Source organism: Thauera mechernichensis, assembly GCF_029588855.1.
Lineage (GTDB): Bacteria > Pseudomonadota > Gammaproteobacteria > Burkholderiales > Rhodocyclaceae > Thauera > Thauera mechernichensis.
Genome location: NZ_JARQZE010000004.1, coordinates 399,471 through 419,534, shown reverse-complemented (window position 1 = coordinate 419,534; position 20,064 = coordinate 399,471). Strand labels below are relative to the sequence as shown.

General features: G+C 62.3%; 25 protein-coding genes. 6 read left to right on the top strand and 19 right to left on the bottom strand.

The features are described from left to right. The first annotated feature begins 424 nt into the window (after positions 1-424). Entirely contained in the window at positions 425-805 is a 381-nt protein-coding gene (locus P7F68_RS08740; RefSeq protein ID WP_277832377.1) for a hypothetical protein, read from the top strand. 2 nt (positions 806-807) lie between these two features. Next, positions 808-1,425, top strand: coding sequence for a histidine kinase (locus P7F68_RS08735; protein WP_277832375.1), 618 nt, complete (start codon positions 808-810; stop codon positions 1,423-1,425). A gap of 547 nt (positions 1,426-1,972) precedes the next feature. Here the strand turns inward: P7F68_RS08735 and P7F68_RS08730 are convergent. Beyond that, complete coding sequence (locus P7F68_RS08730; protein ID WP_277832374.1) at positions 1,973-2,827, bottom strand: hypothetical protein; 855 nt, start codon at positions 2,825-2,827, stop codon at positions 1,973-1,975. A 13-nt stretch (positions 2,828-2,840) separates the two neighbouring features. Further along, on the bottom strand, positions 2,841-3,032 hold the full coding sequence (locus tag P7F68_RS08725; RefSeq protein ID WP_277832371.1) for a hypothetical protein: 192 nt from the start codon (positions 3,030-3,032) through the stop codon (positions 2,841-2,843). Between the two features lie 454 nt (positions 3,033-3,486). Between P7F68_RS08725 and P7F68_RS08720 the strand changes: the two genes are divergently transcribed. Further along, positions 3,487-3,783, top strand: coding sequence for a hypothetical protein (locus P7F68_RS08720; protein WP_277832369.1), 297 nt, complete (start codon positions 3,487-3,489; stop codon positions 3,781-3,783). A gap of 237 nt (positions 3,784-4,020) precedes the next feature. On the opposite strand, the gene P7F68_RS08715 is transcribed toward P7F68_RS08720, so the two are convergent. Genes P7F68_RS08715 through rpoE form a run of 6 tightly spaced genes read right to left on the bottom strand, consistent with a single transcriptional unit; the run spans position 4,021 to position 8,327 of the window. Continuing rightward, complete coding sequence (locus P7F68_RS08715) at positions 4,021-4,287, bottom strand: glutaredoxin family protein (RefSeq protein ID WP_002940525.1); 267 nt, start codon at positions 4,285-4,287, stop codon at positions 4,021-4,023. A 5-nt stretch (positions 4,288-4,292) separates the two neighbouring features. Then, entirely contained in the window at positions 4,293-5,744 is a 1,452-nt protein-coding gene (locus P7F68_RS08710; protein WP_277832361.1) for a Do family serine endopeptidase, read from the bottom strand. Further along, positions 5,744-6,208: a SoxR reducing system RseC family protein gene (locus P7F68_RS08705; RefSeq protein WP_277832359.1), complete on the bottom strand. Its 465-nt coding sequence runs from the start codon at positions 6,206-6,208 to the stop codon at positions 5,744-5,746. The genes P7F68_RS08710 and P7F68_RS08705 overlap by 1 nt, the downstream gene beginning before the upstream one ends. Then, complete coding sequence (locus P7F68_RS08700; RefSeq protein ID WP_277832357.1) at positions 6,208-7,176, bottom strand: MucB/RseB C-terminal domain-containing protein; 969 nt, start codon at positions 7,174-7,176, stop codon at positions 6,208-6,210. Before P7F68_RS08700 ends, P7F68_RS08705 begins: the two co-directional genes overlap by 1 nt. Then, entirely contained in the window at positions 7,173-7,718 is a 546-nt protein-coding gene (locus P7F68_RS08695) for a sigma-E factor negative regulatory protein (protein WP_002930023.1), read from the bottom strand. Before P7F68_RS08695 ends, P7F68_RS08700 begins: the two co-directional genes overlap by 4 nt. Before the next feature lie 9 nt (positions 7,719-7,727). Next, positions 7,728-8,327 carry an RNA polymerase sigma factor RpoE gene (gene rpoE / locus P7F68_RS08690; RefSeq protein WP_277832355.1) on the bottom strand — a complete coding sequence of 200 codons (600 nt, stop codon included), beginning with the start codon at positions 8,325-8,327 and terminating at the stop codon, positions 7,728-7,730. Between the two features lie 243 nt (positions 8,328-8,570). On the opposite strand from rpoE, the gene nadB reads away from it, so the two are divergent. Further along, positions 8,571-10,172 carry an L-aspartate oxidase gene (gene nadB / locus P7F68_RS08685; protein WP_277832352.1) on the top strand — a complete coding sequence of 534 codons (1,602 nt, stop codon included), beginning with the start codon at positions 8,571-8,573 and terminating at the stop codon, positions 10,170-10,172. A 26-nt stretch (positions 10,173-10,198) separates the two neighbouring features. On the opposite strand, the gene P7F68_RS08680 is transcribed toward nadB, so the two are convergent. The 9 genes from P7F68_RS08680 to P7F68_RS08640 all read right to left on the bottom strand — a co-directional run bounded on the left by P7F68_RS08680 (position 10,199) and on the right by P7F68_RS08640 (position 16,936). Further along, positions 10,199-10,702 carry a hypothetical protein gene (locus P7F68_RS08680; RefSeq protein WP_270067982.1) on the bottom strand — a complete coding sequence of 168 codons (504 nt, stop codon included), beginning with the start codon at positions 10,700-10,702 and terminating at the stop codon, positions 10,199-10,201. Between the two features lie 21 nt (positions 10,703-10,723). Then, positions 10,724-11,959 (bottom strand): beta-ketoacyl-ACP synthase II, encoded by a 1,236-nt coding sequence (gene fabF / locus P7F68_RS08675; protein ID WP_002930038.1) that lies wholly within the window; start codon positions 11,957-11,959, stop codon positions 10,724-10,726. Between the two features lie 105 nt (positions 11,960-12,064). Beyond that, entirely contained in the window at positions 12,065-12,304 is a 240-nt protein-coding gene (gene acpP, locus P7F68_RS08670; RefSeq protein WP_002930040.1) for an acyl carrier protein, read from the bottom strand. A 91-nt stretch (positions 12,305-12,395) separates the two neighbouring features. After that, positions 12,396-13,145 carry a 3-oxoacyl-ACP reductase FabG gene (gene fabG / locus P7F68_RS08665; protein WP_002930043.1) on the bottom strand — a complete coding sequence of 250 codons (750 nt, stop codon included), beginning with the start codon at positions 13,143-13,145 and terminating at the stop codon, positions 12,396-12,398. A gap of 3 nt (positions 13,146-13,148) precedes the next feature. Further along, positions 13,149-14,078: an ACP S-malonyltransferase gene (gene fabD, locus P7F68_RS08660; protein WP_277832342.1), complete on the bottom strand. Its 930-nt coding sequence runs from the start codon at positions 14,076-14,078 to the stop codon at positions 13,149-13,151. A 43-nt stretch (positions 14,079-14,121) separates the two neighbouring features. Continuing rightward, positions 14,122-15,087, bottom strand: coding sequence for a beta-ketoacyl-ACP synthase III (locus tag P7F68_RS08655; protein ID WP_002930047.1), 966 nt, complete (start codon positions 15,085-15,087; stop codon positions 14,122-14,124). Beyond that, on the bottom strand, positions 15,084-16,100 hold the full coding sequence (gene plsX / locus P7F68_RS08650; RefSeq protein WP_002930049.1) for a phosphate acyltransferase PlsX: 1,017 nt from the start codon (positions 16,098-16,100) through the stop codon (positions 15,084-15,086). Before plsX ends, P7F68_RS08655 begins: the two co-directional genes overlap by 4 nt. Before the next feature lie 101 nt (positions 16,101-16,201). Beyond that, the gene (gene rpmF / locus P7F68_RS08645) at positions 16,202-16,381 is read right to left on the bottom strand and encodes a 50S ribosomal protein L32 (RefSeq protein ID WP_002930052.1); all 180 of its coding nucleotides are present in this window, start codon (positions 16,379-16,381) and stop codon (positions 16,202-16,204) included. 30 nt (positions 16,382-16,411) lie between these two features. After that, a complete protein-coding gene (locus tag P7F68_RS08640) occupies positions 16,412-16,936 on the bottom strand; it encodes a YceD family protein (protein ID WP_002940518.1) in 525 nt (174 codons plus the stop codon). Positions 16,937-16,982: 46 nt separating this feature from the next. Between P7F68_RS08640 and P7F68_RS08635 the strand changes: the two genes are divergently transcribed. Together P7F68_RS08635 and P7F68_RS08630 are read left to right on the top strand one after the other, a co-directional pair. Further along, positions 16,983-17,558: a Maf family nucleotide pyrophosphatase gene (locus tag P7F68_RS08635; RefSeq protein ID WP_002940516.1), complete on the top strand. Its 576-nt coding sequence runs from the start codon at positions 16,983-16,985 to the stop codon at positions 17,556-17,558. Continuing rightward, positions 17,555-18,295, top strand: a complete 741-nt coding sequence (locus tag P7F68_RS08630; protein WP_277832331.1) for an SAM-dependent methyltransferase — start codon at positions 17,555-17,557, stop codon at positions 18,293-18,295. Before P7F68_RS08635 ends, P7F68_RS08630 begins: the two co-directional genes overlap by 4 nt. A 38-nt stretch (positions 18,296-18,333) precedes the next feature. Here the strand turns inward: P7F68_RS08630 and P7F68_RS08625 are convergent, their stop codons facing one another. Both P7F68_RS08625 and P7F68_RS08620 read right to left on the bottom strand, forming a co-directional pair. Next, positions 18,334-18,990, bottom strand: coding sequence for an HAD-IA family hydrolase (locus tag P7F68_RS08625; RefSeq protein WP_002940511.1), 657 nt, complete (start codon positions 18,988-18,990; stop codon positions 18,334-18,336). Then, a complete protein-coding gene (locus P7F68_RS08620) occupies positions 18,983-19,942 on the bottom strand; it encodes an RluA family pseudouridine synthase (protein WP_277832409.1) in 960 nt (319 codons plus the stop codon). Before P7F68_RS08620 ends, P7F68_RS08625 begins: the two co-directional genes overlap by 8 nt. Between the last annotated feature and the right edge of the window lie 122 nt (positions 19,943-20,064).

Below are 20,064 nucleotides of genomic sequence, written 5' to 3'. Positions count from 1 at the left end.
TTCTCTGCGCACACTCGCGGTCAGTAACTCGACTACACTGAACATCGCCTGCTCCATGACGAGCAGCTAAAGTGCCTGGGTAAAATTCAATGCGCACCGCTGGGTAGTTTTAGACGCGCGCCGACACGCGGGACGCCTCAGCACTGCCTCAGCAGGTGCCTCAGCTAGAACCCGCGCCAATACTGGATGCCTCACCTGCCTCACCGGTTTTGGGAAAGTCCCGGCCCCTCGTGCGCATGCGCGTTGCACGCGCTCTCTTCTCCATATTTCTCTCTCAAGTAGAGAAATTGCTGAGGCAGGTGAGGCAGAAGCCTAGAACCCGCGCAAACACAGGGCTTCATCACGCCTCAGCATTTTTTCTACCTGAGGCAGTTGCTGAGGCACTACCGAGGCAGCACACCGGCACCACATCTGGAGGTTGTAAATGAGTAAACAGCATCGCGCATTCATGACCGACATGCTTGCCAACATTCCATCGGTCGAGCACATCGCCCGGCAGCACACCTCAGACCAGCAACGCAAAGCCGCGGAGAAGGAACGGCAACTGCGCGCCCGCCTCACCCCCCTGGATGACCGCTTGCGCCGAGTCCTGGACAACATCCCCGACAGCATCAAGGCCGAAGGAATCCGACTCCCTCCGCTCGTTCATCAACTGGCCGGACGTATCCGTCAGCACCCATCAGCGGGCGATGTGGGTAAGGCACTGCGTCGGCTGGGTTGGCGCAGGAAACGCGACTGGTCGAACGGCGACGAGGGTTACCCCGCCGTCTGGTATCCCCCGAACAACAACGAAAAAGGACTGTAAAAATGAACAGCTACCCACAGCTAAGAGCCGCAATCATCGAACGCCACCCCGGCATCAAGGAAGCACACGTCGAAAACCTTACGCACGCCACGCTCCACGAAACCGCGCATTTTTTCTGGGCGCGCGTCTTAAATGTCCCGGTCTTTGACCTGGGAGTGCGGCGCTCCGGTGGAGGTCACATTAACGCCTTCGCTTACGATGCGCGCGACTTGATCATTCTCATGGCTGGCATCGCGATGGAACTGCACATGTTCCCAGATGGGTCATCTGAAAACTCCATGCTGGGCGATGCACGCGACCTCGAAGGATGGGTTAGAACGTTGCAGATACCGGAGGATCGAGCCGCCGCCCTGCTGGCGTCGATTGGAATCGAGATACAAAGCGCACTACTTCGCGATGAAGTTTTCGCCCTAATCGAAGAAACCGCTGCGCGGATCATCAAGCACAGTCGGAAGAACGACGGACGCCTGACCGTGAAAAAGACCGACAACCTGTGCGTCTGGCTCGACGGGGAGCTGAAGCGCAGGGGGTTGTGTGCAGAGCTTTCACGGGTAGCAGATCACGTAGCATCAAGCCACATTGACCGCCTGACGGCATTTCGGACAACGGCAAACTGTTGAGTGAAGCCACACCGCCCCCTCGTCTATGACAAACCGTTCATGGCACGAGGGGCACTCGGTTACGCGACTATCTGCGACAGAAGGCTCACTACTATTTACATATTGGCCCTGTGGCGCCTTGGGGCTGACACGGCAATCAGCGTTCTCACCGCTCTCCGGTGGCCGCGGCTCGTCTCCGGCCAACCAGTCGCTGACCCACATCGCTGGTATCCACATGAACATCATGCTCATGAACCAAAGACGCTCGTACATGAACCCCAAGAAAACGGGCAGCCCGACAGCGAGCGCCACGAAAACCCGAGTCCGCTTCGAACCAAAGACGAGTCCGCACACACAGGCAAGGAGGAAAAGGACACCTATGATTAAGTTAAGTCCGCCGCTTCCCACCGAGGAGCTTGCATAACCGTCAGAGGCCATATCCTCTGCAATGATTCGGTATGCAGCGAAGGTAGCACCAGCTTGCGCGAATGCGACCCACGAGACGAATAGGCGTAGCCATTTCATAGGCATGTACTCTGAGGCAAGCGGGATTGCGGTTCTCCAGATATCACGCCTCGCGAACGAACACGTCGAGCAGAATGCCCTTCATGTGGGGCGCTTCGTACTGGTCCAGAATAATCCTTTCAATAAGCTCCAGCAGTTCGGCGCCGTAGGCGTCTACATCTTTTTTTGAACCAAGCGGACACCGACTGAAATTTGGACTCGGCCTACCAAGCAGCGCACGCGCGAGCTCAGCCATCCGCCTGACCAGATACGCCATATCCCCGCCGAAAGCCTCGATGTCATCCGCCTTGACAGAATCACCCTCACCTTCTCGGAGCAGGAAGGAGTTGCCAACCGCCCAACTGTCGGCTGCAATCCGCCGTACAAAGTCGACTAAGTCAGAACCGTAGGCCTCTTCATCTTCTTCGGTAACGAGCTTTCTATTACCTTCTAGTTCGTCATCGTACTCATCACCGCCGCCATAGGGTTCAGGATCAGCGCCACCCATCATGCGGAAATCAAGGCAGGCGTTACAACCGGGCCACTCAACCTTCACACCGTCTTGCTTTAACAGTGCGTATTGCGCCGCCTGAATGTGACTCTCGGTGACCTGCTCGCCGATAAGGTAGGGGTTCTTGAACACTGTCCAGACGTTGCCCCTGATAGGAGGTGGAACCCCGAGGTAATCGCAGGCAAGAGCGACGAAACCCATCTGCGAGACGATTCCCCGCTTACTGAAGTCAGTAAGGATCTGCTCCCGCGTTAAGCGAGGTTGTACCGTCTGGATGATCTTCACGATTTGATCCACCACCGCGCGGCGCTCGGATGGATCGGCGTTCTTTAAGTAACGCACGCCCAAGAGGGCGTTGATCGCGGCGTTCGACTGATCCCAACCCGTCAGAGAACCGAAAAATCCCATGTCTAGCGCCCCCTCAGTCGAAGAAAGACCGCAGTTTCGCCACCGCGGCGCGCCGCTTGGCACGCTGTTCGGGCGTTTCCTTGTCCGCTGCCTTGACCTGCTTGTGCGCGGTCTCCACCGGCAGCACCCCCTGTGCAATCAGACGGCCCTTGTCGGTCTCCAACTGCTTCGCCATACGCTGCGCCCTGCTGGGCTTGTCGTCCATGGCCCTACCTCCCTGAAGTAAACGGCTTCATTGTGGGGGTGAAGCGATGCAGAGATACCGTCCAAGCACGTTATGTAAACCGAGCCGGGGCGGGTGCACCTATCATAGCGTCAGGCCGATGGCATGAACGACTTTACAGCATGGATTTTTCTGGCCCCGCTGTAAGAGCAACACTTATGCTGGGGCGGGGGGTGCCGAAGCTGTGGACCATCCCCCTGGGGTGAGGGGCAGTCGGTCGGGCACGGGGCGCACCTCAGTGCATGGCGCGCGGGGTAGGAGGGGAGCAACAGAACCCCCATGTGTATACATGTAAGCCACTGTTTTAATTGACTATTTACTTGCCATGACGTGTCAGGCCGTCTATAGTGAAGTCATCCCATACGGGATAAGCGGCGAATCGGGGAGCGGCAACTCCCCGACCGCCTGACCACCACCGACTGATAAGGAGTCGATCATGGCTGACCTGCATCTTACCTGCTCCACCTTCCCCGCCGCCGCCGCTGCACGCTTCGTGGCTACCCTGCTCCGTGCTGAAGAGACTGACCTAGTCCTGGCGCTGGCTGTTCGAAACGCGACCGCGACTGAGAGCGCGATGATCTTCAAGGCACACGCGATGCTGCACGGCGACGTAGAAGCCGCAGACCAGTGGATGGAGGAGTACCCCGCACTGCTCGAACGCGACCGTCTGACGGTGCGCGCGAAGGCCCTAGCGGACCTAGTGGATGCGGTAGCGGAAACCTGCACCGCCTGACCACGCCAAGCACCGACCGAAGGCACCTAGCCCCCGCAAGGGGGTTTTTCAATGGTGCTCCCACCCCATGCGAGGGGATAGCGGCTGGAAGTGCGGGTAGAAAAGCGGGTATGCGAGAAAGCGCAACGAGTGGAATCAGGCTAGACACCGCGCCATTGCTGGAGGTGCTTGACTCAGTTGCGGATATGGTTCAGAAAGGGTGCCTTGCAGCACCCGTTTTCGGAATGGTTGGCCTTGTCAAGCCCGTGATTCTAGCGGAAAACGGCTGCAATAAGCGCGCACCGCAGGCTCATCGAGGTGGTAGTGGCAGAGTTCGTGCTCGCCGTGAAGCAATACAGGGACAAGTTCATCCCAGCGTGCCTCAAGGACCGCATCCTGGTCCACGTCGACCACCTCGATCCGCCAGCCATGCTCAGCCGCGATGGGCTCGAGCGCAGCGACAAGGTCGTGACAGAGGTGGCACCACTCCCGACTCAGCACGGTAAATACCTTGCCCCCGGCCATTCCCGTCATTTCTCCACTCTCAAGCTCACGTAGGAAACAAAGTCGGCTCGCCGGATGAGCACACTCACCTGCTGACCGGGGCGCAGCTCACCCAACACATGATTGTACGCATCCAGGGTGTCGAGCTTTACATGACGGCTGGCAACCACCATTGCGAGTGCAACGTCGCCAGGAACGATCTCGGCCCGCGCTGCGGCACCCTGTACGCGCTGCACCAATAACCCCTGGTCGACCTTGCCCTCGCGGCGCTGCGCAGGTGTCGGCACCACCAGATCCAGACCGAGTGCATTGGCTGCCCCACCGGGATCGCCGCTGAGCTCCTCGGCCTCTTCCGCCTCAGGATCCTCCCACTCGCCAACCGTAATCTTCAACGCGCGTGCCGCACCAGCGCGATGGATGTCGACGTCGACCTCCTGCCCCGGACGTGCCGCTGCCACGATACGCGGGAGATCGGCCGAGTTTTCCACCGGGCGGCCATTGAAGCGGACAATGATGTCGCCCTGCTCGACACCGCCGCGCGCGGCAGGCCCTTCGGGCTCGACGGCACTTACCAATGCCCCTGCGGCACGCATCAGCCCAAAGCTGTCGGCAAGTGCGCGCGTGACCTCCTGGATCGACACCCCGATGCGACCGCGTTGCACCCTGCCCGAGGCGCGCAGTTGCTGCTGGATATCCATCGCCAGATCGATCGGGATCGCAAACGACAAGCCCATGAACCCACCCGTACGGCTGTAGATCTGCGAGTTGATACCGACGACCTCACCCCGCAGATTGAACAATGGACCGCCCGAGTTGCCAGGATTGATCGCGACGTCGGTCTGGATGAAGGGCACGAAGTTCTCATCCGGCAGGCTACGCCCCTTTGCACTCACGATGCCTGCGGTAACCGACTGTTCGAAGCCGAAGGGCGAACCGATCGCGAGCACCCACTCGCCAACCTTCAGCGCATCGGGATTCCCGAACACGACGTGAGGCAGATCGCTTGCGTCGATGCGGATCAATGCGACGTCACTGCGTGCATCGGCGCCGATGACTTCGGCGCTGTACTCACGCTTGTCAGCGAGGCGAACGAGAATCTCCTCGGCCTCCTCGATCACATGTGCGTTGGTCAGGATGTAGCCATCGGCACTGATGATGAACCCTGAACCGAGCGACTGGTTGTCAGGGTCACCACCCGGTGCCTCCGGGGTGCGCGGAATGAACTTGCGGAAAAAGTCGAACATCGGGTCCGACTCGTTGAGCTCGGGAACCTGGAACGGCAGGCGGCTGGCCGCCTTGCGCGCCTGCCTGGTGCTGACATTGACCACAGCTGCACCCTGCTTCTCCACCAGACGGGTGAAGTCCGGCAAGGCGACACTGGCCGCCCACGTCGGCGCACCGAAAGCACTGAGGCACGCGAACAGAACCAGCAAGCGCAGGAGCGCCCCCACGCCGGAAACTGCGGGCATCCGCGCCATCACCGCTGCGGGCCGCCCTGCACACACGCAGAGGCCGGCGCCAGGTCCATGCGCAGGCCCAGACGCCAGTTCCTGCTGCGCGCGAGCACTCTGTTCGTCGCCCACGCCAGCAGCAAGCCGGCAAGCCCCCCCGCGAGCGCATACGTATCGCCCGAACGCCCATCAGCGAATAGACCACCAAGACCTGCGCCCGAAACCAGCAGCACGGTCGCCAGGCCATAACTGGCAAGCGCCGCGCGCAGCGCCGCGCCGTCGGGGATACTGATCACGACGTCGTCGCCCGGACCGATGCCGGGAACCAGCGGCAGCGCAAACTCATCCTTGCCTGCACCGAGCGCCTGCGTGATCTGCATTGACCGGCAGCCACCAGGTTCGTCGCAACGCCCGCAACCACCCGCCTTGTCGCTCAGCTTCACCCAAGCCGTGCCACGCTCGACCCTCAGCACCCGCGCCCGAGCCTGCATCACCGCGACACCGGACGAATGTGGTCGCCCACATGGCGCACCGCGCGCTCGGGCGCCTCGCCCAGCGCCGTTACCAGATGGCCATCCTGGGCGCGCTTGTAGATGTTGATGGCCCCGGTCGACACCGGCCCCAAACCGATCTCGGACCCATCGCCAACCGGTTCGATGAAGACCGAAATAGCCGCCAGTCCGTCACTGAACACCATGTGCACCGCCTGCCCGCGGTCACGCCCCAAGGGCCGTTTCATGACCGAAGTGAGCAAATAGCCCGGCAGCGGCTCGGTCAGTGCCCACCCGGCTTCTGTCTTGGGCATGTCGTCGCCGCGCGCGTTGACAACCTTCCAGTCGCCATCGGGCGTGAAGCGGGACTCGAGCAAGGCCGCATCGACATCGCCGCCAATGCGGATGTCGCTGAAACTGAACTGCTCTATGAGCAAGCCATGCTCGTCCACCATGCGCGATTTGAGCAACAGCCCGCTCTGCACTTCGGCCCACAGCGTGTGGCCGTAGCGGAGGTCGTCACGCGGATCGAGCACGATGGCCTGAGCCTCGTAGCCCGCGACCCTGCTCAACTCACCCTTGCGGATCCGGTAGTACTCCGCGAGGTCGGTCAGACTTGCCGGCAGACGGGCTGGAAAGGCGCGCCTGCCGCTGGCCTGGTCGATGATGACGGTGCGCTCATCGGGAAGAACGCAGTGCACTTCATTGCCGCGGCGGATGATCTCCCGCGGACTGCCATCGAGCACCTCTAGCCGCTCGAGGGCACCTGCCGCATCGACACGGTGAGCAACGCGAGATGTCTCGACATGCCCACCCGACTGATAAACGAACGTTCCAACGTAATTGAGGCGCTGCCCTGCGGACTGGATCCTGCCGAGCCAGGACAACGGGTCCGAGGGTCCTTCGGCGTGAGCAGGCGTTTGCAGCAGCAAGGCGCAGGCGGTCAGTACGGCTGCGCTGAACCTCATCGGCCCGTTCCCTGGCGCTGATCGGAAACAGTCCTCACGTACTGCACGCCAGCGGGCAGCGGACCGACGCCGCTCAGGCCCTGATGCGCAAACACATATTCGCGATGCGGGTCCAGGCCCACCGGCTGGACCGACGCACGCACGGCCGGCGCAGCCACCACCTGAACCTTGGCAGCCTCGCTCGCCAGCTTCGCAGGTGCGCGATCGTCCTGGGAGTAGAGCGTTGCAGCCACGAGTCCCACCGCGGCCACACCCATCACCGACGCAGCGATCGGCAACAAGGACTGCCAGACCGACCGCCTGACGCTGTCGCCGGCAGCAGGCCGGGGAGCAAGAACGGTCGGCTCGTCGTCGAGCCGGGCCATCACGCGATCGACGAAATCACTCGAGCCGAAGCGATCGCCGCGGATCGCATCGCCGATCAAACAATATGCATCCCACTGCCGCTGCAGTCCCGAATCGACCCCCATGCGCTCGATGACCGAACGCGTGGCCTGCTCGTCGAGATCTCCATCAAGCAACGCCGATACCTTGTCCTTCATGTCTGCCACCTACCAACGTTTGTCCGGCGCCGTGTCGAGCAACGGCCGCAGACGCTCTGCAATCGCTTCACGCGCGCGGAAGATCCGCGAGCGCACCGTGCCTATGGGGCACTCCATGATGCTGGCGATCTCTTCGTAGCTCAGACCCTCGAACTCCCGCAGCATGATCGCCGTCCTCAACTCCTCGGGCAGATCGCCCATTGCCCCCTCGACGGCCTCGCCGATCTGGCGTGTCATCAACAAACGCTCGGGCGTGTTGATGTCCCGCAACTGGTCTCCATCCTCGAAGGTCTCGGCCTCTTCCGAGTCGAAGCTGGTCGATGTCGGCGCTCTTCTGCCCTGAGATACCAGGTAGTTCTTCGCCGTATTGACTCCGATCCGGTAAAGCCATGTGTAAAAAGCACTGTCTCCGCGGAAAGAACCCAACGCCCGGTAGGCCTTGATGAAGGTCTCCTGCGCAACGTCCTCGACTTCGGCGGGATCGCGGATCAGACGCGACAACAAACGCTTCAGCTTGCGCTGGTACTTGGATACCAGCAAGCCGAATGCCTGCTTGTCGCCGCGCTGTACGCGCTCGACGAGTTGCTGATCGAGCTCACGATCGCTCATGTAATAAGTTCTTCCGGATATTCAGAATATGAAGCGTCCGGATTATAAGCGACCGAGTGGGCAATCAGCAGCAATCGAAGACATGGTTCAAGACAGGCGGCCGTTAAAATAGTTCAGCCCCCGGCAGGGTCATTCGATCAGGACTTACCGGTCCCCTGCCCGTACGCTCCACCGGGCCTGGCCACGCGGCAAGGCGCCGCGACATGCTATATTTCGCCCCTTCCCACGAGCCAGAGCGACATCTTGCTGAAACAGTACGACGTACTCATCCTTGGCAGCGGCACCGCCGGGCAGTCGATGGCACTGCGCCTCGCCGACAGCATGCGCGTCGCCCTCGTGACCAAGCGCGAGCTTTCGGACAGCGCGAGCAACTGGGCGCAGGGCGGCATTGCCGCCGTACTCGATACTGCAGACAGCGTCGAAGCGCATGTGCGCGACACCTTCGTCGCCGGCGCCGAGCTGTGCAATCCGCGCTCCACACGACTGGTCGTCGAAAACGGCAAGCGTGCGATCGACTGGCTCATCGACCGCGGCGTACCCTTCACGCGCGAGGCGGACTCCAGGCTCGGCTACCATCTCACGCGCGAAGGCGGACACTCCCACCGGCGCATCATCCATGCTGCCGACGCCACCGGGGCCGCGGTGCAATCGACGCTCGGCGCGCAGGTGAGCGCACATCCGAACATTGACGTCTTCGAGCAGCACATCGCAGTCGACCTCGTGATCGGCGACAAGGTGGGCCAGCCCGGGGCAGGCTGCCTCGGCGCCTACGTACTGGATATCGATGCCGATCGCGTGGTGACGTTTGCGGCGCGCAACACAGTGCTGGCCACGGGCGGCACCGGCAAGGTCTATCTGTACACGACGAATCCGGACGTCGCCACCGGTGACGGCGTAGCCATGGCGTGGCGAGCAGGCTGTCGAGTCGGGAACATGGAGTTCATCCAGTTCCATCCGACCTGCCTCTACCACCCTCATGCAAAATCGTTCCTGATATCGGAAGCCGTACGCGGAGAGGGCGGACTTCTAAAGCTACCCGACGGCACGCGCTTCATGCCTGACCACGACCCTCGCGAAGAGCTTGCGCCGCGCGATGTGGTTGCGCGGGCGATCGACTTCGAAATGAAGAAGCGCGGCCTGGACTGCGTCTACCTCGACATCAGCCACAAGCCGGCAGAGTGGCTTCGCGGTCACTTTCCGAACATTTACCGGCGCTGCCTCGAGCTTGGGATAGACATCACCCGCGAACCGATTCCGGTCGTACCGGCTGCGCACTATTCCTGCGGCGGCATCGTTACCGACCTCGCTGCACGGACCGACGTACCGGGGTTGTACGCCGTTGGCGAGTCGGCGTTCACCGGACTTCATGGCGCCAACCGCCTCGCCAGCAACTCGCTGCTGGAGTGCCTGGTATTTGGCGAAGCGGCCGCCGAGGACATCTTGTCCAAGCCGCGCACGCAACCGCCCGTACTACCCGACTGGGACGAGAGCCGGGTCACCGACGCCGACGAGGAAGTGGTCATCACCCACAACTGGGCTGAACTGAGGCGCGCGATGTGGGACTACGTCGGCATTGTGCGCACCACCAAGCGCCTCCTCCGCGCCCAGCACCGGATTCGCCTGCTGGCCAGCGAGATCCACGAGTTCTACAGCCATTTCCGCGTGAGCAACGACCTGATCGAACTGCGCAACCTCGTGGTCACTGCCGACCTCATCGTGCGCTGCGCCCTCAAGCGCAAGGAAAGTCGCGGACTTCATTACTCCAACGACTTCCCTGAGACGCTCGCCCGCCCGCGGGACACCATCCTTCGCCCGCCAAAGGCCAAGCGCTCCGCACAAGGCTGACACTGCCCGGCACACCCTGTGCCGGGTCAGGCGGCACGCCCATCGGGAGCATCGGCACGCACGGCCTCATGACGCAGCCAGATGCGCAGCCCGCGCCATTGTTGTGCATCGAGATTTGCAGCCACGATCATGAAGCGCCGCGAGCGACCTGGACGCAGACGCCCCTCGAACTCCAGGCACGACTGAAACCACACGGCCCATTCGAACACCACGATCGAATGCGGCGCCACCCTTCCCCGCAATGGCGGAGCGGCTGGCTGCAGAAGTGAAATCTCACCCGCCTCGTTCAGTGCCAGGTGCAGCCTCCTTTTGCGCCACTCCTGGACCAACGCCCTGATCAGCGAGGCGAACAGCACGCAGCCAGCGCCACCGGCGATGACCGCCTGCATCACACCCTGCCCGCCGAGCAGTGCCTCGAGTCCAAACGCAGGGACATGAAAAAGCGCCAGTGCAGCCGCGACATGCGCGACCGACACTGACGCCATCACCCCCGGGGAGGGGCGCAATGCAATGATCAGCGGCTCATGCATGGGAGGCCATGCATATCGCCATCAAATCCGGCGGAAAACCAGGGTGCCGTTTGTACCGCCAAAGCCGAAGTTGTTCTTGAGGGCGACATCGATCTTCATCGGCCGCGCCACATTGGCGCAGTAGTCGAGATCGCACTCCGGATCCTGCTCGAAGATATTGATGGTGGGCGGCGAGACCTGATGATGCACGGCAAGCACCGTCAAAACCGACTCCAGACCACCGGCCCCACCGAGCAGATGCCCGGTCATCGACTTGGTGGAGTTCACGACGAGCTTGCGCGCCGCATCGACACCAAAGGCAAGCTTGATCGCCTCGGTCTCGTTCTTGTCACCGAGCGGCGTCGAGGTGCCGTGTGCGTTGAGATAGTGCACCTCGTCGGCATTGACGCCGGCGTTCCTCATCGCATTGACCATACTGCGCCGCGGCCCATCGGTATCGGGCGCCGTCATGTGGTAGGCGTCACCGCTCATGCCGAAGCCCGCAAGCTCGGCATAGATCTTCGCACCGCGCTTGACCGCGTGCTCGTACTCTTCGATGACCAGGACGCCCGCCCCCTCGCCAAGCACGAAGCCATCACGATCCTTGTCCCAGGGGCGGCTAGCCGTGGCGGGATCGTCATTGCGGGTCGACAATGCCTTTGCCGAACCGAAGCCACCGATCGCGAGATGCGTGACAGTCGATTCGGCGCCGCCGCATACCATCACGTCGGCGTCACCGTACTCGATCATGCGCGCACTCATGCCGATGGCGTGCAGGCCGGTCGTACACGCAGTCACGACGGACAGGTTGGGCCCCTTCATGCCATGCATGATCGAGAGGTTGCCCGAGATCATGTTGATGATGGTGCCCGGAATGAAGAAGGGCGAGATCTTGCGCGGACCACCGTTGAGGTAGTCGTTATGCGTGTCTTCAATCATCGGCAGGCCACCAATGCCCGATCCGATGTTCACGCCAATCCGGTCGGCATTGGTCTCATTGACCTCGATGCCGGAATCGCGGATTGCCTGGATGCCCGCCGCCATGCCGTAGTGGATGAAGACATCCATGCGGCGCGCCTCTTTGGGCGACAGGTAGGCCGAAACGTCGAAGCCCTTCACCTCGCCTGCGATGCGTGCTGCGAATCCGCTGGCATCAAAGCGCGTGATGGGGCCGATACCACTCTTGCCGGCAAGAATATTTGCCCAGGCTTCCTGGACGGTATTTCCGACCGGCGAAATGACGCCCAGACCGGTGACGACGACTCTGCGACGCGACACAGGCAACTCCGATATGAAACGATGAAAAGGGTAAAACTGACCTGCCCGGGGCCACGCGCAAACGCGGCAACCGGACAGGCTACGCCTTGAAAGCGCTGATGCTGCTTACTTCTTGAGGTGGGCGTTGACGTAGTCGATCGCCTGCTGGACGGTGGTGATCTTCTCGGCCTCTTCGTCCGGAATCTCGCACTCGAACTCTTCTTCCAGCGCCATGACGAGTTCCACGGTGTCCAGCGAATCCGCGCCCAGATCATCGACGAACGAAGATTCGGTCTTGATCTCCGATTCGTTCACGCCAAGTTGCTCAGCGACGATCTTCTTGACGCGCTGTTCGATGTTCTCCATGAACCAACTCCTTCCTGAGGGTGACAGGTGTATTGAAAAAAAGCCGGCGTATTCTACCAAAACGCCGGGGAACCGCTATCCCGATCCGTTATCAGGACATGTACATACCACCATTGACGTGCAGCGTGGTTCCGGTCACATAGGCGGCGGCAGGAGAGGCCAGGAAGGCGACCGCAGCGGCGATCTCCTCGGGACGACCCAGACGGCCAAGAGCAATGTTGCCTAGCAGCGCATCGCGTGCCGCCTCGGGCAGCGCACGCGTCATGTCGGTGTCGATGAAGCCAGGCGCCACGCAATTGACCGTGATGTTGCGGCTGCCCAACTCGCGCGCCAGTGCGCGCGTCATGCCGGCCACACCGGCCTTGGCCGCTGCGTAGTTGGCCTGTCCGGGATTGCCGGCACTCGCCACCACCGAAGTGATGTTGATGATGCGACCATTGCGCGCCTTCATCATGCCGCGCATGACGAGCTTGCTCATGCGAAACACAGCGCGCAGATTGGTGTCGATAACCGCATCCCACTCCTCATCCTTCATGCGCATCGCAAGGTTGTCGCGAGTGATGCCAGCATTGTTGACCAGGATGGTAACCGCACCGAACTGCTTCTCGATGTCGCCGATCAGCGCCTCACAGGCGTTGGCATCGGTCACATTCAGCGCCAGCCCTGTCCCCTTGGCACCCAACTCGGCAAGCGCAGCCGCAATGTCGGCAGCGCCGGAGGCGGAGGTTGCCGTGCCCACAACGATGGCACCAAGCCGCGCCAACTCGAGCGCTACCGCGCGGCCGATGCCGCGGGAGGCGCCAGTAACGAGTGCGACCTGCCCTTCAAGCGAAAAGCTCATGCGTTACCTCACTGCGGCGATGGATTGTTCGAGGCTGGCCGCATCGTGTGCCGAACCTCCTTCGACTTCCTTGGCGATGCGCTTGGTCATGCCTGCCAGCACCTTGCCCGGACCGCATTCGATCACATGGCTCATTCCACGGCGCGCCATCTCCTGCACCAGTTCGATCCAGCGCACCGGAGAATAGGCCTGGCGAACGAGTGCATCGCGAATCTTCTCAGGCTCATCATAGACGGCCACGTCAACGTTGTTGATGACACCGATCGTGGGTGTGGAGACAGCCACCGTTGCCAGGCGCTCGGCAAGACGCTCCGCGGCCGGGCGCATCAGCGCACAATGAAACGGCGCCGACACCGGAAGCAGCACGGCGCGCTTGGCACCTTTTGCCTTGGCGATCTCGCTTGCACGCTCGACAGCCGCCTTCGCACCCGCGATGACGATCTGCCCAGGCGCGTTGAGATTCGCAGCCTCGACCACCTGGCCCTGGGCCGCCTCGGCGCAGGCTTCTCGCACCGCGTCAGCCTCGAGCCCCATCACCGCAGCCATTGCACCTTCGCCGGCCGGCACCGCCTCCTGCATCGCCTGGGCGCGGAAGCGCACCAGCGGAACGGCATCGGCAAAGGCCAGCGCACCAGCGGCAACCAGCGCGGAATACTCACCCAGGCTGTGTCCGGCGACCAGGGCGGGCGCGGGCCCACCTGCCGCGATCCATGCGCGGTAAGTCGCCACCCCTGCGGTAAGCATCAGGGGCTGGGTATTCACCGTCAGCGACAGGCACTCGGCCGGCCCGTCGCAGACCATGGCCCACAAGTCCTCGCCCAGGGCATCGGAAGCCTCGGCAAACGTGTCACGAACGACGGCCGACTCGCCGTAGGCGGCCATCATGCCGACCGACTGCGAACCCTGGCCGGGAAAAACCAGCGCAAATGCCATGCTGTTCTCCACCAATCAGAAAAAAGTGAAAGCAGGAAGCGATTCAGAAATCGACCAGGGCTGCGCCCCAGGTGAAACCACCGCCGACCCCCTCGAGAATGAGTCGATGCCCGGGGCGGATCTGCCCCGAGCGCACAGCCTCATCGAGCGCGAGCGGAATGGAGGCGGCCGATGTATTGCCATGGTGATCGAGGGTGGTCACCACCTTGTCCATCGGCAGGCCGAGGCGTTTGGCCGTAGCCTGGATGATGCGGATATTGGCTTGATGCGGGATCAACCAATCGACGCTCTGTGCGGACTCCCCGGCGCGCTCGAGCACCTCGTGCGCGACGTCGCCAAGCACCTTCACGGCAAACTTGAACACGGCCTGCCCGTCCATGCGCAGAAAAGGATCGCCGATCACTTGACCGGAGGCCACACCACCGGGCACACAGAGAATGGGATGATGACTACCGTCGGCATGCAGGGCAGACATGCGAATGCCGGGGCTCGTCGACGCTTCGAGCACGACCGCACCGGCGCCATCACCGAACAACACACAGGTTGACCGATCGGACCAGTCAAGAATGCGGGAGAAGACCTCGGCACCGATGACTAGCGCACGCGTATGACTACCGGAACGAATGAACTTCTCGGCCACGCTCAACGCGTACACGAAACCGCTGCACACCGCCTGCACGTCAAACGCAGCGCCGCCGTTGCGGATACCGAGCTTGGACTGCACCAGAGCGGCGGTACTCGGGAAGATGAAATCAGGCGTGGATGTGGCGACGATGATCAGGTCAATGTCGTCGGCTTCGCAGCCCGCAGCATCGAGTGCTCGCTCGGCGGCGAGCTTGGCGAGATCGCTTGCCCCCACGTCGGCGGCGGCGAGGTGTCGGCTATGGATGCCCGAGCGACTCACGATCCAGTCATTGGAGGTATCGATTCCACGCGCGACCAGATCGTCATTGGTGACCGGATCGCCCGGCAAGTAACTGCCCGTTCCCGCGATGCGTGCGTAAATCATGCGTTTACCTCGTTCATGCTCGCCATGCGCTCCGTGATACGCTCGATCAGCCGGTTCGATGCCGCCTCGGCAGCTCGCCCCAACGCATTCTCGAAGGCAACCGCATCGGCTGAGCCATGGCTCTTCAGGACGACACCGCGCAACCCAAGCAAGGGCGCACCGTTGTAGAGACGGTGATCGACACGCTGCTTGAACCGCTTCAGAACGGGAAGCGCCACAACTGCCATCAGCTTGGTCAGCAGCGAGCGCTTGAACTCCTGCTTCAGGAAAGCGCCGATCATCTGCGCGAGGCCTTCAGAGGTCTTGAGCGCGACATTGCCAACAAAGCCATCGCACACGACGACGTCCACCGTACCTTCGTAGATATCGTTGCCTTCGACATTGCCCTGGAAATTCAAGCCGCTGTTGCGCAGCAGTTCGCCTGCCTCCTTGACGACGTCGTTGCCCTTGATCACCTCTTCGCCAATGTTGAGCAAGCCCACGGTCGGGCGCTCCTTGTGCTCGATCGCTGCTACGAGCATCGCCCCCATGACGCCAAACTGAAGCAGATGCTCCGCCGTGCAGTCAACATTGGCGCCGAGGTCGAGCACATACGTGTGACCATGCATTGACGGCAGGACAGTCGCAATCGCAGGCCGATCGATACCCGGCAAAGTCTTGAGGACGAAGCGCGAGATCGCCATCAGCGCACCGGTATTGCCGGCGGAAACCGCGGCGTTCGCTTCACCCGCCTTGACGAGATCCATGACAACGCGCATCGAAGAATCCTTCTTCGTGCGCATCGCGATCGCCGGCGGGTCGTCCATCGCCACCACCTCGGTGGCATGTCGTACCCTGATTCGTTCGCCGAACTCGCTTGCAGTGCTGACGAGCAGGGGCCGGATCGCCTCCTCGAGCCCCACCAGGATGACCTTCGCGTCCCGGTGACGGCGCAGGAAGGCAAGTGCGGCAGGCACGGTCACGACCGGACCATGATCGCCACCCATGCAGTCGATCGCAATGGTGACACCCATCGGCATCTCGCGTGCTATTTATTGTTTGAAGACTGGAGTCGGAAAAAAGGCGGCGCAGGCGCCAAGCGCCATGCGCCGCCCTCGATACCTGGGACTTGAACTTACTCGCCCTTGACCTTGACGACCTTCTTGCCGCGGTAGAAGCCGTTGGGGCTGATGTGGTGACGCAGATGGACTTCACCCGAGGTCGGCTCGACGGCGAGCGCCGGGCCGGTGAGGAAATCGTGTGCGCGATGCATGCCACGCTTCGAGGGGGACTTCTTGTTCTGTTGAACGGCCATGAGTAATGCTCCTAAAGCTAAATATCGCGCCTATTCCGCGCTGGGACTGCCTCGCAGCGACGCAAGCGCAGCGAAAGGCGATTCTTTGTTCGAGCCAGCCATGCTTCGGGGCGACTCGCAGTTTTCATGCCGTGGCGCAATCGGCAAGGCCAGCAGGATCTCATCCTCTACCAATGCCAGGACATCGAGCTCTGCAGCGACCTCGATCGCATCCACTTCGTCGTCTTCCAGCTCCCCCTCGGGAATCGCCTGCCCCGGCCGTACGGGCTGAAGGACATTATCGACCTTCAAGCCCCACGACAGCCCACCGAGGCAGCGCTGGCAACTGAGGGAAAGCTCCCCCTCGACAACCAACCGTAGCCTGGGCTCGAGCCCCACGACTCCTTGAACCATGGAGCCTTCCAGCCGCCATGCGAGCGCGCCCTCGAGCGACGCAAGCACATCCGACAGGCGCAACAGGTCCGCGACAGCGACCTCGCCCACCAAGGAGCGGCCGTCTGCAGCAAACCTGAAGGGATCCGGAATCGTCCGGGAAGGGATGCCTTGTTGCGACATAAGCCGTGCATGATATTATTTTTTCGACGCTTCTGTAAAGACCACCATGACGCTCGTCCTCGCCTCCACATCGGCCTATCGCCGCACGCTCCTCGAACGCCTTCACATTCCGTTCGAGACCGACCGCCCGGAAACGGATGAGACGCCACTCGAGGGCGAAGCGCCGCCCGCCACTGCAGAGCGCCTTGCAGTTGCAAAGGCGCGTGCCGTGGCCGCGCGCTGGCCGGACGCACTCGTCATCGGCAGCGACCAAGTCGCTTACATGGGCGACGAGGTGTTCGGCAAACCGGGCACGGAGGCGCGTGCAATCGCACAACTTCAGCGCATGCGCGGTCGCATCGTCACCTTTCACACCGCCCTCGCGCTCCTCAATACGCGCACCGGTACGCTGCAGGTCGAAGGCGTCCCGACCCAAGTCCGCTTTCGCGATTTGAGCGATGCTGAAATCGAGCGCTATGTCGCCAGGGAGCGCCCACTGGACTGCGCCGGCAGCGCCAAATCCGAGGGACTGGGCATCACCCTGCTCGATGCCATGCCGGGCGACGATCCCACCGCACTGATTGGGCTGCCGCTCATCGCACTGTCCCGCATGCTCCGTGCCGAAGGCCTCCAACTGCCGTGAATGCACCCACTCCAGACCCCCGGCACGGCACCCTTTACCTAGTCCCGGTCAGCCTTGGCGAAGCAACCCCATGGACCGACTTCCTGCCACAACAGGCGCAGCGGATCACCGCCGGGCTACGTCACTTCGTCGTCGAAACGGCTCGCACCGCACGAGCACACCTGAAGCAGCTCGACTACCCGCACCCGCTACGGGACACCGACGTTCGCGAACTGCCGACCGAGCCGCTGACCACCAACGCAACCCTAGATGCGCTGCTCGCCCCCGCACTCGCCGGCAACGATGTCGGCCTGATGTCCGACGCCGGCTGTCCGGCAGTCGCCGACCCCGGAGCCAAATTGGTCGCGCGTGCACATGCGCTTGGCATTCAGGTGATGCCATTGATTGGCCCCTCATCGATCCTGCTCGGACTCATGGGCTCGGGACTCAATGGACAGAGTTTCTGCTTCCATGGCTACCTGCCGGTCGGCGAGCAGGAGCGCGACAGCGCGCTACGCAACCTCGAAGACGAATCCCGCCGCTGCGGGCGCACGCAGATCTTCATCGAAACCCCCTACCGCAATGAGCGCATCTTTGATGCTTTGCTCAAGCTGCTCAAGCCAGACACCCGCCTGTGCATCGGCTGCGACCTCGGCACGCCGGAAGCCTGGCTGCTCACCCACAGCATCCGGGACTGGCGCAAGACCGCGCGCCCGGCAATCGCCCGCCGGCCTGCGATCTACCTTCTACTCGGCTGAATGACGGGGCGCCAGCCTCACGCCCCAAGCCTCAAATCTCACGTCTCACGAAGCAACCAATCGACCAGCTCGCGGGGGGAATCAAGGCACGACAGCGGCGTCTCGGCCTGCAGTGCCGCGCGCGGATGCGCACCGAAACTCACGGCGAGCGCCGCCGTGCCAGCATTCCTCGCCATCTGCAGATCATGCGTGGTATCGCCCACCATCAGGGTCCGCTCGGGCAGTACACCGAGCTCGCTCATGATCTCCTCGAGCATGGCAGGATGCGGCTTGGAGAAACACTCGTCCGCACAGCGGGTGCTATGGAAATACGCCCCCAGCCCGGTCCGCCCAAGGACGCGGTCGAGACCCAGGCGGCTCTTGCCGGTCGCCACTCCGAGCAGGTGTCCGCGCTCAGAAAGCGCCCCCAGAACGTCGCCAACCCCGTCGAAAAGTACCAGTTCATGATCCCGCGACAGGTAATGGTGACGGTAACGCTCGACCATGCGCGCATAGTCTTCCGGCGCCAACTCCGGCACGGCATGCTGTAGCGCATCGACCAGCCCGAGCCCGATCACGTAGCGCGCCCGATCCTCCGCCGGCTCAGGCAGACCGAGGTCACGCGCAGCGGCCTGCATTGCGCGCACGATCGCCCCGGCAGAGTCCATCAGGGTTCCGTCCCAGTCAAAGACAATGAGATCGAAGCGCTCAGCCATGCCCCCTCTCCTGAATGTCGAGATGCGTCAGAAACGCCTGTAGCTCTACAGGCAGCGCCGCCTCGAAGGACAGCACCTCGCCCGTAAGCGGATGCGCGAAGCTCAGCATTGCCGCATGCAGGAACATGCGCTTCAACCCTTCGGCCTCGAGACGCTTGTTGAGAGCGAAATCGCCGTATTTGTCGTCTCCACACAACGGGAAACCGAGATGAGCAAGATGAACGCGGATCTGATGCGTCCGCCCGGTCTTGAGTTCGACCTCGAGCAGACTGTAATCACGCCAGCGTCGCACCAGACGCATGACACTGTGCGCCGGCTTGCCGTCCTCGCTGACGCGCACCCTGCGCTCACCCTCGGCGGTGAGATACTTGTGCAATGGAGCCTTCACATGTTGCAACGCGTTAGCCCAGCGCCCGGGCACCAGCGTCAGGTAACGCTTTTCCACCCTACCCTCGCGCATCATGTCGTGCAGTGCGGTAAGTGCAGAGCGCTTCTTCGCAACGATGAGCAGCCCCGAGGTCTCGCGATCCAGCCTGTGCGCCAGTTCGAGCATACGCAACTCCGGACGCTGCACGCGTAGCTGCTCGATCACGCCGTAGCTCACCCCGCTGCCGCCATGTACCGCCTTGCCCGACGGCTTGTCGATCACCAGCAGCGCATCGTCCTCGTAGACGACCGGAAGCGGCTTGCCGGCAGGCGCCGGTGCGCTGCGCTCGGCCTGAGCGACGCGCAGCGGCGGAATGCGCACCTCGTCACCCTCGGCCAGGCGGTAGGTCTGTTGGACCCGGCGGCCATTGACCCTGACCTCACCACTGCGCAGGATCCGATAGACGTGGCTCTTTGGCACGCCCTTCGCTATCCGCATCAGGTAGTTATCGATCCGCTGGCCAGCCGCCGCATCGTCGATGCGTTCGTGCCGGACTGCGATCGCTTTGCCATCAATCATCGTCATGAAATATACTTCTGCACGGTTAACCCGGTCGCTGCCACCCAAGTGCGGCGCGTCGACGTCAAAAGCAGGTCGAAACATCTGCACCGGCGATGCGCGCAGACTGCTGGCAATGAGCCCTGAAG